The organism is Streptomyces sp. NPDC033966, from assembly GCF_055575955.1.
Genome location: NZ_JBVIRQ010000017.1, coordinates 1 through 13,330 on the forward strand (window position 1 = coordinate 1; position 13,330 = coordinate 13,330).

A 13,330-nucleotide genomic window follows, 5' to 3' on the forward strand; every position below is an offset into this window, starting at 1 on the left:
AGGGGGGACCCTGTGGGAGAGTAGGACGCCGCCGAACAATCATTGTGGGAAAGCCCCGCACCTTATGGTGCGGGGCTTTTCTGCGTTTACGGGCCTTACAGAGCTTTATGCGCGAGTGGCCGAGCCGAAGCGGGCGACGTAGTGCCAGACGCGTTTCAGGGCCTGCTCGTCGTAGCGGCCCGTGCGTGCGGCTTCGCCGAGGATGCGCGGGGTGAGGACGTCCGCTTCGGCGATGGCGGTGCCGAGGTCGACGAAGTCCTGACCGCGGTAGTCGGGGTGCCGGCGGAGTTCGGCCACCGTGAGGCGGTAGCCGGGGTGCCATTCCGTGGGGCAGGGCAGCTTCGCGGCGGCGGCCTCGACCTCGGTGCCGCGGTAGCTGGGGTCCAGTACGAGGGCCTCGACGTCGTGGTCCAGCCGTACCGGGGTGTGGACCTGGGCCTCGATGTAGTCGTCCAGGGCGTCCTGGTCGTCGGCCAGCGCCAGGGGGATCAGCGCCATGCGGTCGGCGACCCCGAAGTGCTCGGGTTCCAGGTAGCTGTCCGGGTAGCAGAACGTGGTGCGGGCCCGGGTCTCCGGGCGGAGGCGGAAGTGCGCCGAGCCGAAGCGGGGGGCGGCGCCGGCCGGGTCGCGGCGGAAGTTGAGGGCGCCGTACACGGGGCGTTCCTCGGCGGGGGCGTCGTCGTAGGCGCCTCCGAAGATGCGGCTCTCCCACTGCCAGCGGGCACCGCCCGGGCGGGCGGTGAGGCCGCCGTTACTGGTGCCCGTGACGAACTGGGAGCGGTAGACGCCCTCCTCGGCCAGCGCCGTGAGGATCGGCCGGTCCTCAGTGACGCGGTCCGGGTGGAAGTTGAGCGTGACCGAGAGGGTCAGGTCCAGCGGTGGGCCGGAGGAGAGGGCGCTGACGTGGGCGAGGGCCCGGGCGTGCGGATGCATGGATGCAGTGTGCATCAAGCGGGTGGTTAGGATCCCGGATTATGGATCAGTACGTTGTGCGGGCCGTACGGGCCGAAGAGTGGCAGCAGGTCAAGGCGTTGAGGCTGGACGCCCTGCGGGATCCGGCGGCGCCGGTGGCGTTCCTGGAGACGCTGGAGCAGGCCGAGGAGCGGCCGGACGGGTTCTGGCAGGACCGGGCGCGGGGGGCCTCGCACGGGCGGGCCGCGCGGCAGTTCATCGCCGAGGGACCCGGCGGGGAGTGGGACGGGTCCGTGACGGTGCTGGTCGAGGAGGCGGGGACCACCGACTTCTTCGGCCTGCCGGTGGAGAAGACCCAGGCGCATGTGGTCGGGGTGTACGTACGGGCCGGGGCGCGGGGCGCGGGGCTGGCGGAGGCCCTGTTCACGGCCGCGGTGGAGTGGGCCCGTGGGCTGGAGGCGCCGGCGGCGGAACGCGTACGGCTCTTCGTGCACGAGGAGAACCTGCGGGCGGCGGCCTTCTACCGGCGGTTCGGGTTCGAGGCGAGCGGGCGCGTGGTGGGGCTGGAGTCGGGGGCCGAGGAGCACGAGTACGTCCTCGGCCGCCCGTAGCGGTTCTCCGGTTCTCCGGTTCCCCGGTTCCCGGGTTCCCTGGTTCTCCGGCTCAGTCGTCGAAGCGGGCGTGCGGCCAGCGGGAGCGGGCCTGTTCGCGGCTGCGGCAGAGGGCCAGGAGGGGGAGGGCCTCGTCCTGGAGGAGGTCCGGGAGCTGGGGGACGGGGGCGACGGCCGCCACGTCCTCCAGGACCAGGGTCAGTGGTGGGTCGAGCCGGCCGTGGGATGACCGTGCGGCCATGCGGCGGCCGTGCTCGACCACGTCTGCGGCGAGTGCGGTGAGGAGGGGCATCGCACCCGGGTGGGTGCGAGGGTCCTCCAGGGGTTCACCCATCACGTAGAGGGTGCCCCCTTCGGCGGCGAACGATGCCAGGGTGAGGGAATCCGTACGGTTCGGGTTGCAGGCCTCGCGGATGTGGATCGAGGTCAGGCAGGACAGGGCGCGGGCCGTCAGGTGCTGGGCCTGTTCGCGGCGTTCGGGGTGGGCGGTGAGGGCGCTTTCGAGTTCGCCGGCCGCGCCGGGGGCCGCCTGGGGGTGGGTGCGCAGGGTGCGGACGGGGTCCTGGGCGCCGTTGCCCTGCGCCCAGCGGGCCAGCTGCTTGAACGGCAGGCCGTCGAGGGCGGCCGCCTGGAGCCAGCTGCGCAGAAGGGTTTCGGCGGTGTCGGCGAGTGCGCTGTCCAGGCGGGCCTGGGGGCGTACGGGGGCCAGCAGGGCGGCCGCGCGGGCGGCGGCGGTGTCCCGGTCGGCGCAGCCGTCGGAGGGGTTCCAGTGCATGCGGGCCGGGGTGTCGCACAGGTGCGAGGGGTCGTAGAGGAGGACCGGCCCGAGTTTCGCCCGGGCGTCCTTGGTTTCCGCCCATAGGGCGGGGGAGGACGTGACCACCAGGGCGGCACCCTCCGCGGCCGCGAGGGCGTTGGCGGCGAGGCGGTGGCGTTCGGCCGGGTCGGCGTAGGCGAGGCGGGGGGCTGGGGAGGTGGCGGCGGACCTCGCCGGGGCGTAGCCGAAGCCGTAGCGGTAGGCGTCCTTGGCGGGGGAGGGGGTGTCGCCGAGGGAGGTGTAGCGGGCTGGACTCGGCTTGCGGGGTGGGGTGCCGGCTGCCGGTGCGTGTGCGGAGACGGGGGCGTGCGCGGCGGAGGGGGCCGTTGCCGCGGCCGGGGCGTGTGCCGGGGGCGCTGCGCGCGGCGGGCCGGGGAGCGGGGTCCGGTCCTCGTCCGGTGCCGCTGCCGCTGCCGCTGCTGCCGCCGTCGGTGCCGGTGCCGGTGCCTGTGCCGGAGGTTCGGCTTGGGGCTGCCTCCGGGGTGCGGGCGGGGCGGGGTCCGCCGGGTCGGCCTCGGCCGTCGCCTGCTGCTGCTGCTGCCTGGCTCGGATGCGGCGGGCTTTCGTTCGGGCCACGACGCCCATGGTGAAGATCGTCAGGACCAGCAGGACCAGGAGCTGGCTGATGAACAGGCCCCAGAACAGGCCCCACCCGGAGAGTGCCGCCGGGTCCGTGTCGGGCCAGGCGCCGGGGATGTCGTGGGGTTGCGTTATCAGGGCGCGGACGGCCCCCGGGGTGCGGGTGAAGGTGACGGTGGCCGGCCAGGCGCCCTTCGTGAAGAGGGCCGCGAGGCCGGTGGCCGACCAGACCAGGACGGCGAGGCCGAGGAGGAAGGCCAGGAGGCCGACGAGTACCCCGTCGGGGATGCCGCCGGCTCGCGCCGGGGGCTCCGTACGTCTCGCGTCGGGCATGGTCAGGCCACCGTGGTCGCTGATCCGGGGCCGGAGCCCCGCTGGCGTTCGATGTACAGGGCTCGTTCCTCCGCTTCGAGTTCGGCGGCGAGCAGGTCGTCGGGGAGCTGCTGCGGGGTGGAGGACTCGGTCATCGCGCGGTCGGTGTAGACGAGGGGGCGTTCGGTCTCGGTGATCAGGTGTTTGACGACCTGGACGTTGCCGTTGACGTCCCAGACGGCGATGCCGGGGGTGAGGGTCGGGATGATTTCGACGGCCCAGCGCGGGAGGCCGAGTACGCGGCCGGTGGCGCGGGCCTCGTCGGCCTTCTGGGCGTAGATGGTGCGGGTGGAGGCCATTTTGAGGATGGCGGCGGCCTCGCGTGCGGCGGCGCCGTCGACGACGTCGGAGAGGTGGTGGACGACGGCGACGAAGGACAGGCCGAGGCGGCGGCCGAACTTCAGGAGGCGCTGGAAGAGCTGGGCGACGAAGGGGCTGTTGATGATGTGCCAGGCCTCTTCGACGAGGAAGATGCGCTTCTTGCGGTCCGGCCGGATCCAGGTGTGTTCCAGCCACACGCCGACGATCGCCATGAGGATGGGCATGGCGATGGAGTTGCGGTCGATGTGGGAGAGGTCGAAGACGATCAGCGGGGCGTCGAGGTCGATGCCGACGGTCGTGGGGCCGTCGAACATGCCGCGCAGGTCGCCGTCGACGAGGCGGTCGAGGACGAGGGCCACGTCGAGGCCCCAGGCCCGGACGTCGTCTATGTCGACGTTCATGGCCAGTGCCGATTCGGCTTCGGGGTGGCGGAGCTGTTCGACGATGTCGGTGAGGACGGGCTGGCGGTCCCGGATGGTGTCGACGACGTAGGCGTGGGCGACCTTGAGGGCGAAGCCGGCGCGTTCGTCGAGGCCGTGGCCCATGGCGACTTCGATGATGGTGCGGAGCAGCGCGAGCTGTCCGGTCGTGGTGATCGCCGGGTCGAGGGGGTTGAGGCGGATCCCGTCGTCGTTGGCGGCGATGGGATCCAGGCGGATGGGGGTTATCCCCAGCTGCTGGGCGATGAGGTTCCACTCGCCCACGCCGTCCTCGCCCTGGGCGTCGAGGACGACGACCTGGCGGTCGCGGAAGCGGAGCTGGCGCAGGACGTACGTCTTCTCCAGGGCGGACTTGCCGTTGCCGGATTCGCCGAGGACCAGCCAGTGGGGGGCGGGGAGCTGCTGGCCGTAGAGCTGGAAGGGGTCGTAGATGTAGCCCTTGCCGCTGTAGACCTCCCGGCCGATGATCACGCCGGAGTCGCCGAGGCCGGGGGCGGCGGTGGGCAGGTAGACGGCCTGGGCCTGGCCGGTGGAGGTGCGTACGGGCAGGCGGGTGGTCTCGACCTTGCCGAAGAGGAAGCTGGTGAAGGCGTCCGTCAGCGCGGACATGGGATCTCGCATGGCGGCTCTTCCTTCCCGCTAGCGTCGGATGCCGGTGGCGAACGGCAGGGTGTTGACGAAGGCGCGGTGGTGCTCGCGGTCGCACCATTCGAGCTTCAGGTAGGACTTGCCGGCGGAGGCGCGGATGGTGCGCTTGTCGCGGGCGAGGGCTTCGGGTGAGCGCGAGGACACCGTGATGTACCCGACGAGGTTGACTCCGGCAGCGCCGCTGGCGAGATCTTCACCCCTCTGGTCGAGGCGGCCGTGGGCGGCGATGTCGCGGGGGTCGACGGTGCGGTTCATCTTGGCGGCGCGGGAGGCGTCGGCCTCGTCGTTGGTCTTCTCGGTGAGCATGCGCTCGATGGCGATCTCGGTGGGTTCGAGGTCCATGGTGACGGCGACGGTGCGGATGACGTCCGGGGTGTGGACGAGGAGGGGGGCGAGGAAGTTCACGCCGACCGGGGTCATCGGCCATTCCTTCACCCAGGCGGTGGCGTGGCACCAGGGGGCTCGGGTGGAGGATTCGCGGGTCTTGGCCTGGAGGTAGGTGGGCTCCACGGCGTCGAGCTCTGCGGGCCAGGCGTTGCGCTTGGTCATGGCCTGGATGTGGTCGATGGGGTGGTCCGGATCGTACATGGAGTGCACGAGGGAGGACAGGCGTCCCTGGCCGAGGGGCTGGCGGACGCGGATGTCGGCTTCGGCGAGGCGGGCGCAGATGTCGGTGAGCTCGCGGGCCATGACGATGGCGAGGCCCGCGTCGCGGTCGAGCTTGCGGCCCTTGGTGCTGCCGGCGCGGGCGATGGTGTTGGCCTCGGCGGCGAGCTCGCGGGTGTAGTGCATGCAGGCGACGAGGTAGGCGCGGTGCTGCTCCGAGGAGGTGGAGACCATCGACTGGAGCTGCTCGTAGGAGTCGCGGAGCCAGACGGGGGCGGTGGCGTCGCCGCGCTGGGCGACGTCCTTGGCGTGGGCGTCGGGGTCGGCGGGGAGGGTGCGGGCGAGCATCTGGAGGCGGGTGACGAAGCCGTCGCCGTTGGCGACGTGCTTGAGGAGGGTGCCGAAGCGGTCGACGAGGGCTTCCTGGTCCTCGCTGTCGCGCAGGCCGACGCCGGGGCCCTCGATCTCGATGGTGGCCGTGACGGTTCTGCGGTCGGCGTGGAGGAGGACGGCGATCTCGTCGGGGCCGAAGGGGGCGGCGAGCCAGTTGATGCGGCCGATGCCGGGGGGCGGGCCGACCTCGACCTCGCGGCCGTCGACGGCGCGGGTGCCGGCTTCGACGGCGCCCGAGCGGTACGTCGTACCGCGCCGCAGGGTGCGCTTGTAGCTGCGGCTGATCTCGAACCACCGGTAGAAGGTGCGGCCCTTGTAGGGGACGTACACGGCGGCGAGGGCGAGCAGCGGGAAGCCGACGAGGCTCACGATGCGGAGGGTGAGGTCGGGGACGAGCAGTCCGCTCATCATGCCGAAGAAGGCGCCGGTGATGATCAGTGCGATTTCGCCGGTTTCGCGGTTCTTGCCGACGATCGCGTTCGGCCGGGCCCGGCCGATGAGATACGTGCGGCGGGGCGCGACCGGGTGGATCTGGTGGGACTGGGTCGTCAACGCCCGTCACCTCCTGTGTTCCTCGTACTCGAGCCAGTGCGGGGCGGGGGCGCGGCGGAGGGGACATTTCCGCCGCTGGACCCGCTGCCGGAACGGCGGCTGCTGTGGGCGGCCATGCCTCCGGAGATCTGGTTGGCGTCGCCGCCGCCGGTGCCGCCGCTCGCGCGGTGTGCGCCGCCGCGGCTGCTGTGGGTCTTGATGCCCTGGGAGACGAGGGAGGCCGGGGAGCTGATGACGGCTGCGGCCTGGGCGCCGTCGGTGGCCTGCTTGCGGTTGGAGCGGGCTGAGGCGATCTCGTCGCCGAAGCCGGGGACGAAGCGGTAGATCATCGCGGAGGCGAAGATCGCCAGGAGGATGATGGCGAGGCCGGAGACGACGGCGGAGAAGGCGTTGGGGCCCTTGTCGCCGGCGAGGGCTCCGGCGAGGCCGAGGACGATCACGATGACCGGCTTCACGAGGATGACGGCGATCATGATGCCGGCCCAGCGGCGGACGTGGCCCCACATGTTGCGGTCGACGAGTCCGGCGTAGACGACGGTGCCGAGGAGGGCGCCGACGTAGAGCAGGGCGGCGCGGATGACGAGCTCCAGCCAGAGGACTCCGGCGGCGAGGACGGTGACGAGGGCGACGACGATCAGCATGATCGGGCCGCCGCCGATGTCCTCGCCCTTTTTGAGGGCCTCGGCGAAGGAGCCGAAGAAGACGTCGGTCTGGCTGCCGGTGGCGGAGGCGATGACCTCGGTGATGCCGTCGGTGGCGGAGACGACGGTGTAGAGGATCAGCGGGGTGAAGGCGGAGGCGAGGACGGTCAGCCAGAGGAAGCCGATGGCTTCGGAGAGGGCGGTGCTGAGGGGGACGCCGCGGATGGCGCGCTTGGCGACGGCCAGCAGCCACAGGACGAGGGTGAGGACGGTGGAGGCGGCGAAGACGACGGCGTACTGCTGGAGGAAGGCGGGGTTGGTGAAGTCGACGTTGGCGGTGCCCTTCACCGCTTCGCTGAGCTTGCCGACGATCCAGGAGGCGGCGTCGGCGCAGCCTTTCGCCAGGGAGGCGAGGGGGTTGATGGCGTCGGTGCCGGGGTCGCCCGGGGTCAGGCCGGTGCGCGGCGCGCCGCTGGACGCAGGGCCGTTGCCGTTCTCGCAGTAGTCCCGTGCCGGAGCCTTGATGAGCTCGCAGGGGTTGTTGGTGGCCTGTGGTGTTCCCGTGGCGGTCGCTCCGGGGGTTGCCCCGGGCGTCGCCTGAGTGCTGGGGGGCGGGGAAGGTGCTGCCATCGCACGGGTCGCCAGGAGCAGGAGGGCGGTGTGGATGGCTGCGACTACGCCGGTGACGGACATGCCGCGGCGGATGTCAGCGCGCATAGGTGAGGCCTCCGAACTGCGACACGGCTGCGGACATGTCCTCGGCTGATGAGGCCCTCTGGTCGCGGCCGACCGGGGTCGGGCCGTCCTTCTGCGTGAAGTTCGAGATCCACCAGTCGTTGTTGACCCACCGGAGTTCGACCGTGTACGTGTACCAGCCCTCGGAGACCGGGGTCTTGGACCCCTCGCCGGCGAGGCCGAAGAGGGACGAGGACCAGACGGATACGGTCGCGGTGTCACCGTCGATCTTTTCGATCTTGGTGCCGGCCGGGTTCGTGCGGGAGACGAACACCATGCCCTTGGGTGCCTTGCCTCCGGCCTCCAGGCCGATCCGCCCGAGGAACCCCGGGTCGGAGTAGAGACGGTCGAGTTCGGCCAGGCGTACCGCTGAGGTGTCGGGCGTGTAGACGGCTTGGGCGATCGCCTTCCTGCGGGCGGCGTCGAACATGCCGTCCGAGCCCAGTGCCACCGCGTAGTTGGCGGCCGCCGACTGTGCTCCCTGTTCGTCGTGGGCGAAGCCCTTGGGGATGCCGGCCGTTTTGGTGGTGACCGGGGCGGTGCCCGTGGGGGCCGTTGAGGTGGTGTCCGGGGCCTTGTCCGAGGTGGTGGTGTCCGGGGTGTCGCCCGAGCGGTTCGCGAACGCGATGGCGGCGAGGAGCAGGACCACCACCCCGACCACCGTGATCAGGCCGCGGGAGGCGCGGGGGGTGCGGCGGGGGGCGCCGTACGGGTCGGAGGGCGGGTCCGGGAGCCGGGTGCGGGTCTGGCCCGTGCCGCCGACCTCGGCGTGGCCGCTGCCGCCGCCGTACTGGTCGTCGTTGCTCATTGCGTGTCCGCCCCCTCCGCGTCGTACGACGGTAGCGCTCGTTCCCGCTCAGGCGCGGTGTGGTGATTCCTCATCAGGGTGCGGCCGGGTGCTGCGGTCCGGCTAGACGGCCATCCCGTAGACGATCGTGAAGAGGGTGCCGAGGGAGCCGATGATGAAGACTCCGGTGAGGCCGGCCACGATCAGGCCCTTGCCCTGTTCCGCGCTGAAGGTGTCGCGCAGGGCGGTCGCGCCGATGCGCTGCTTGGCGGCGCCCCAGATGGCGATGCCGAGGCAGAGGAGGATCGCGACGGCCATGACCACCTCGATCATGACCTTCGCTTCGTTGCCGAGACTGCCGAACGGCCCCCAGTTCGGGGCGATTCCGCCGATGATGGTGGTGATGTCGCCCTTTTCGGCTGCCAGGATCATGTAACTCACCGCCCCGTATGGGTAGTTCCGGTAGCCCGTGCCCGACGGCAGGGGTCACGCACTATCTTCCCTGATGAAACCGGCGCCGTCGCCGACTTGGCCGGTCTCTTTACCCGTTCTCTCGGCCCGCGCCCCGTATGCGCACCCTGAGCAGGTCACTCTGTGTATCACGGGTGGTGACCCCGGGCAATGATTGTCGGCCCGGCGTGCGCGGGGCCGTGTGAGGGGCGGCCGTTCGGGCTAATAGGGGGAGGCCGGGGCAGTGGGGGAGCGTACGGAGGCGTGAGGGGCGCATGGGCGCCGGGCGGGCGCCGGAGGGGTGGGCCGTCCTGCCGATGACGGGGAGTTACGCGGCCCAGTGGGCGGGGCGGGTGAGGTGGGGCGGGATGCGGGTGTCGGGGGTGCCGCGGGCGGCGTTGACCTGGGCCTGGGTGAGGAAGAGGGTGTCGCGCAGGTCGGCTCCGCGCAGGTCGGCGTCGCGGAAGTCCGTGCCGATCAGGTCGGCTCCGCGCAGGTCGGCGCGTCTGAGGTCGGCGGCGATCAGGTAGGCGCCGCGCAGGTTGGCTCCGCGGAGGTCGGCGCCGGAGAGGCGGGCGCCCATCAGGTCGGCGCCGCGGTGGTTCTTCTTGCGGCCGGGGGCCTTGGCGCGGACCAGTTCGCTCGTCTTGAGGAGCAGGGCGTTGATCTCCTGGCGCAGGGCCGGGACGTCGAGGGCGGCGAGCGTGGCGGCGTCGGCGCGGGTGAGGGCCTCGGTCTTGGCGAGTGCGGTGCGCAGGGCCGGGTGGACGGGGGCGGCCGCGGGGCGGGTGAGTGCCTCGGCGGTGTAGAAGAGCAGCTCGTGCAGCTGCCGCATGACCGGGAAGGCCTCGAACATCGCCTCGCGCGTCTCGGGGTGGGTGCGCCAGTCGCGGCCCTCGAAGGTGACCTGGGAGATCTGCTGTCCCGCGCCGAAGCAGTCGAAGACGGTGCAGCCCTGGAAGCCGTGGTCGCGGAGCCGGGTGTGGATGCCGCAGCGGAAGTCCTGCCGGAGGTTCTTGCAGGGGGTGCCGGCGGCCTTGTTCACGGCGAAGTCGGCGGATTTGGCGAAGGGCAGGGCGACGCAGCACAGGGCGAAGCAGTTCGAGCAGTCGGCCTGGAGGAGGGGCAGTGCGGTGGTGGACACCCCTCCATTGTCACCGGAGCCTCTTGATCCGCGGGGAGGGGGCGGGGACCATCCCTGCATGACAGAAGTGATCGCAGTTGCCGTCATCACCCTGCTCGCCGTGATCAGTCCCGGTGCGGACTTCGCGATGGTGGTCAGGAACAGCTATCTGTACGGGCGGCCCACGGGTCTGTTCGCGGCGGCGGGAGTCGCGGCCGGGGTGCTGGTGCACGTGTCGTACACCATGCTCGGGGTGGGGCTGCTGATCGCCTCGTCGACCGCCCTGTTCACGGCGATCAAGCTGGCGGGCGCGGCGTACCTGGTGTGGATCGGGATCCGTACCTTCCGGGCGCGGGCGGAGCTGACCGTGGACCTGGAGTCGGGGCCGGGGCTGACGCGGTTGGGGGCGCTGCGGTCGGGGTTCCTGACGAATGTGCTGAATCCGAAGACCACGCTGTTCGTGGTGTCGACGTTCACGCAGGTGGTCGACCCGGGTACCTCCGGCTGGCAGCAGGCGGGGTACGGGCTGTTCATGGCGGCGGCGCACCTGGTGTGGTTCGGGGCGGTGGCGCTGTTCTTCTCCAACTCGCGGCTGCGGGAGCGGATGCTGAAGGCGCAGAAGGCGCTGAACCGGGCGATCGGGTCGGTGCTGGTGGGGCTGGGGGTGGGCCTGGGCTTCGCGCGCTGAGCCGGGCGGAAGGTCTGGCGCATCGGGTTACCTGTGGGTAACGTGCGGCGCCATGGATGCTGAAGACGGGTTCTACGAGCGGCTCGGCGAAGGCCGCTTCCTGGCCACCGAGGCGACGCGCGGGCCGTGGGACCCGGGCTCCCAGCACGCCGGCCCGCCGGCCGCCCTGCTCGGGCGGGCCGTCGAGGAGCGGCCGGGTGCGCGGGCCGACATGCGGATCGCCCGCATCACGTACGAGATCCTGCGCCCGGTGCCGATCGGGGAGCTGGAGGTGACCACCTCGGTGCTGCGGTCCGGGCGCGGCACCGAGGTGGTCGAGGCGGCCCTGGCCCCGGCGGGCGGGGCGCCGGTGATGCTGGCGCGGGCGCTGCGGATCCGGGTGGCCGCGGAGCCGGTGCCGGCGGTGGTCCCGGGTGCGGTGCTGCCGCCGCCGGGGGAGGTGGGGGTGACGCCGTTCTTCCCCGTGCCGTGGGAGACGGGCTACCACTCCTCGATGGAGACCCGGTTCACGGAGGGGGCCTTCGTCGAGCCGGGGCCGGGTACCTGCTGGATGCGGATGCGGGTGCCGCTCGTGGCGGGGGAGGAGGTCCGGCCGCTGGACCGGGTGCTGGTGGCGGCCGACTCGGGGAACGGGATCGGCGCGGTGATGGACTTCGGCCGGTTCGTCTTCGTCAACGGCGACCTCACCGTTCACCTGCACCGCCATCCGGTCGGGGAGTGGGTGTGCGTGGAGGCCCGCACCAGCGTCGACGCCGCCGGGATCGGCCTCGCGGACTCCCGCCTGCACGACGAGAAGGGGCCGATCGGGCGCGGCGCGCAGAGCCTCTTCGTGGCCGAGCGCTGAGTCCAACCCCCTTTTCGGCCACGGAAGTCGGTATGACACCCTCGTCCGAATGGAGGCCCTGAGACAGACCGACCCCGCCCACATCGGCGCGCAGACGCTGCTGGCCCGGCTGGGGGCCGGGGGCATGGGGCAGGTGTACCTCGGGCGGTCGCCCGGCGGCCGCCTGGTGGCCATCAAGGTCATCAAGGAAGAGATCACCGGGCATCCGGAGGCACTGGCGCGGTTCCGCCGGGAGGCCGAGACGGTCCGCGCGGTCCGCTCGGCGTACACCGCGAACCTGATCGATGCCTCGCTGGCCGCCCCGCCGTACTGGCTGGCCACCGAGTACGTGGCCGGGCCGACGCTCAGTCACGCGGTCGGCGGATTCGGGGCCCTGCCCGCCGGATCCTGCCGCAGGCTCTTCGCGGCGCTGGCCGAGGGCCTGGCGAGCGTGCACGCGTACGGGGTCACCCACCGGGACCTCAAGCCGCAGAACGTCATCCTCGGCGCGCAGGGTCCGCAGCTCATCGACTTCGGCATCGCCAAGGGCGTGGCCGAGACGGCCCTGACGCAGGCCGGCACCGCCCCGGGCACCCCCGGCTACACGGCCCCCGAGGTGCTGCTGCGCGGCGAGGTGGCGAACGCGGCGGACGTCTTCGCCCTGGGCGCCACGATCGCGTACGCGGCCACGGGCCGGGCCCCGTACGGCACCGGCGAGCCGACGGCGGTGAACTTCCGCGCGGTCCACGGCGAGATCGACGTCGAGGGCGTGGAGCCGGAACTCGCCGCGCTGATCAGGGCCTGCGTGGCGACGGACCCGGCCGATCGGCCCGCCCTCGCCGAGGTCATCCGGCGCTGCGCGGTGGACGCGGCGCTGGTCGACGACCCGGTGTACGCGGCGCTCACGGCGGCCGGCGGCGGGGCGGCGCAGGTGCCGGGGCTGCCGTCGACGATCGGTCCGGGGCTCGCCGCGGTGCAGGCCGGCTACGTGCCGACGTACGCACCGGCGGCGGTGGCACCTGCGCCGGCTCCGGCCGCCGCGGGGGTGCGCCGGGCCCCGCGCTGGGCCTTGGCGGCCGTCGCGGGGCTGGTGGCGGGGGGCCTGGTCACGGGCGGGTACCTGCTGATCCAGAACAACGGCGACAAGGGCGACAAGGGCGACGGAGGGCAGCGGGCGGCCGCTCCGCCGAGCGGGAACGCGAGCCCCGCGACGGCGGCGCCGTCCGCTCCGGGGCAGCCGGCGCCGAGCCCGTCCGCGTCCGCGCAGGGCGGCGGGGCGGGGACGGTGCCCGACCACATCGAGCCGAACAAGGTGTCCCGGGACCTGTGGTCCGCCACAGGCGGCTGCAACCTGCCCAACGAGGAGCGGGCGGAGTTCCTGACCGTCTCCGCCGTGGACACCGACGACCCGGCGGCGCGGACGGTCACGGGCAAGGTCAAGATCCGTGTCTTCCTGAAGATGTACAACACGGAGAAGGCCCCCTACGCCATCTCCGTCGGGGTCAAGCCCCCGCACGAGATCGACGAGAGCACGCAGCGGCCCTACGAGTTCGTCCGCGACTACAACCACAGCATCGGCTACGCCAGCAAGCCCGTCGACCTGAAGAACCCGGGTCCCGGCGGCGAGGTGGAGCTGACCTACCCGGACGACTTCTCCACGCAGCTCGTGGACAACGAGGGGACGCACAAGAAGTTCCCGGGGATTCCGACCGCCAACGACCCCGGGGACTGGACCGTGCTCGTCTACCGGGTCCGTGGGGTCAAGGAGTACAGCAGTGTCTACTGCACCGGCTTTCCGGTGAAATAGTGCCGGGACAGACTGATGAATGCAC

General features: G+C 72.0%; 12 protein-coding genes. 4 read left to right on the forward strand and 8 right to left on the reverse strand.

Annotation, left to right across the window (positions count from 1 at the left end; translation table 11 throughout):
• Window positions 1–105: 105 nt before the first annotated feature.
• Window positions 106–933, reverse strand: a complete 828-nt coding sequence (locus ACZ518_RS33360) for a DUF3626 domain-containing protein (RefSeq protein ID WP_469116776.1) — start codon at window positions 931–933, stop codon at window positions 106–108.
• Window positions 934–974: 41 nt separating this feature from the next.
• Here ACZ518_RS33360 and ACZ518_RS33365 point away from each other — a divergent pair, with 41 nt between their 5' ends.
• Window positions 975–1,523 (forward strand): GNAT family N-acetyltransferase, encoded by a 549-nt coding sequence (locus ACZ518_RS33365; RefSeq protein ID WP_469116777.1) that lies wholly within the window; start codon window positions 975–977, stop codon window positions 1,521–1,523.
• A 52-nt stretch (window positions 1,524–1,575) separates the two neighbouring features.
• Here ACZ518_RS33365 and ACZ518_RS33370 read toward each other — a convergent pair whose 3' ends face one another.
• The 7 genes from ACZ518_RS33370 to ACZ518_RS33400 all read right to left on the reverse strand — a co-directional run bounded on the left by ACZ518_RS33370 (window position 1,576) and on the right by ACZ518_RS33400 (window position 10,008).
• A complete protein-coding gene (locus ACZ518_RS33370) occupies window positions 1,576–3,252 on the reverse strand; it encodes a type VI secretion protein (RefSeq protein ID WP_469116778.1) in 1,677 nt (558 codons plus the stop codon).
• Between the two features lie 2 nt (window positions 3,253–3,254).
• Window positions 3,255–4,673 (reverse strand): ATP-binding protein, encoded by a 1,419-nt coding sequence (locus ACZ518_RS33375; RefSeq protein ID WP_469116779.1) that lies wholly within the window; start codon window positions 4,671–4,673, stop codon window positions 3,255–3,257.
• Window positions 4,674–4,691: 18 nt separating this feature from the next.
• Entirely contained in the window at window positions 4,692–6,251 is a 1,560-nt protein-coding gene (locus tag ACZ518_RS33380) for an SCO6880 family protein (RefSeq protein ID WP_469116780.1), read from the reverse strand.
• Window positions 6,248–7,609, reverse strand: coding sequence for a hypothetical protein (locus ACZ518_RS33385; protein ID WP_469116781.1), 1,362 nt, complete (start codon window positions 7,607–7,609; stop codon window positions 6,248–6,250). Before ACZ518_RS33385 ends, ACZ518_RS33380 begins: the two co-directional genes overlap by 4 nt.
• Complete coding sequence (locus tag ACZ518_RS33390) at window positions 7,599–8,435, reverse strand: hypothetical protein (RefSeq protein WP_469116782.1); 837 nt, start codon at window positions 8,433–8,435, stop codon at window positions 7,599–7,601. The genes ACZ518_RS33385 and ACZ518_RS33390 overlap by 11 nt, the downstream gene beginning before the upstream one ends.
• Before the next feature lie 102 nt (window positions 8,436–8,537).
• Window positions 8,538–8,846: a hypothetical protein gene (locus tag ACZ518_RS33395; protein WP_008742356.1), complete on the reverse strand. Its 309-nt coding sequence runs from the start codon at window positions 8,844–8,846 to the stop codon at window positions 8,538–8,540.
• A 346-nt stretch (window positions 8,847–9,192) separates the two neighbouring features.
• Window positions 9,193–10,008 carry a pentapeptide repeat-containing protein gene (locus tag ACZ518_RS33400; RefSeq protein WP_469116783.1) on the reverse strand — a complete coding sequence of 272 codons (816 nt, stop codon included), beginning with the start codon at window positions 10,006–10,008 and terminating at the stop codon, window positions 9,193–9,195.
• A gap of 58 nt (window positions 10,009–10,066) precedes the next feature.
• Here ACZ518_RS33400 and ACZ518_RS33405 point away from each other — a divergent pair, with 58 nt between their 5' ends.
• From ACZ518_RS33405 to ACZ518_RS33415, 3 genes are read left to right on the forward strand one after another with little or no spacing between them, the layout of a single operon-like run.
• Window positions 10,067–10,675, forward strand: coding sequence for a LysE family translocator (locus tag ACZ518_RS33405; protein WP_427717361.1), 609 nt, complete (start codon window positions 10,067–10,069; stop codon window positions 10,673–10,675).
• A 52-nt stretch (window positions 10,676–10,727) separates the two neighbouring features.
• The gene (locus ACZ518_RS33410; RefSeq protein WP_469116784.1) at window positions 10,728–11,519 is read left to right on the forward strand and encodes a thioesterase family protein; all 792 of its coding nucleotides are present in this window, start codon (window positions 10,728–10,730) and stop codon (window positions 11,517–11,519) included.
• Window positions 11,520–11,568: 49 nt separating this feature from the next.
• The gene (locus ACZ518_RS33415) at window positions 11,569–13,305 is read left to right on the forward strand and encodes a serine/threonine-protein kinase (RefSeq protein WP_469116785.1); all 1,737 of its coding nucleotides are present in this window, start codon (window positions 11,569–11,571) and stop codon (window positions 13,303–13,305) included.
• The last annotated feature ends 25 nt before the right edge of the window (window positions 13,306–13,330 follow it).

Coding starts and splice junctions, on each gene's coding strand:
- ACZ518_RS33405 (WP_427717361.1), top strand. CDS start 10,067: ATGACAGAAGTGATCGCAGTTGCCGTCATCACCCTGCTCGCCGTGATC.
- ACZ518_RS33365 (WP_469116777.1), top strand. CDS start 975: ATGGATCAGTACGTTGTGCGGGCCGTACGGGCCGAAGAGTGGCAGCAG.
- ACZ518_RS33415 (WP_469116785.1), top strand. CDS start 11,569: ATGGAGGCCCTGAGACAGACCGACCCCGCCCACATCGGCGCGCAGACG.
- ACZ518_RS33410 (WP_469116784.1), top strand. CDS start 10,728: ATGGATGCTGAAGACGGGTTCTACGAGCGGCTCGGCGAAGGCCGCTTC.
- ACZ518_RS33390 (WP_469116782.1), bottom strand. CDS start 8,435: ATGAGCAACGACGACCAGTACGGCGGCGGCAGCGGCCACGCCGAGGTC.
- ACZ518_RS33360 (WP_469116776.1), bottom strand. CDS start 933: ATGCATCCGCACGCCCGGGCCCTCGCCCACGTCAGCGCCCTCTCCTCC.
- ACZ518_RS33385 (WP_469116781.1), bottom strand. CDS start 7,609: ATGCGCGCTGACATCCGCCGCGGCATGTCCGTCACCGGCGTAGTCGCA.
- ACZ518_RS33395 (WP_008742356.1), bottom strand. CDS start 8,846: ATGATCCTGGCAGCCGAAAAGGGCGACATCACCACCATCATCGGCGGA.
- ACZ518_RS33375 (WP_469116779.1), bottom strand. CDS start 4,673: ATGCGAGATCCCATGTCCGCGCTGACGGACGCCTTCACCAGCTTCCTC.
- ACZ518_RS33370 (WP_469116778.1), bottom strand. CDS start 3,252: ATGCCCGACGCGAGACGTACGGAGCCCCCGGCGCGAGCCGGCGGCATC.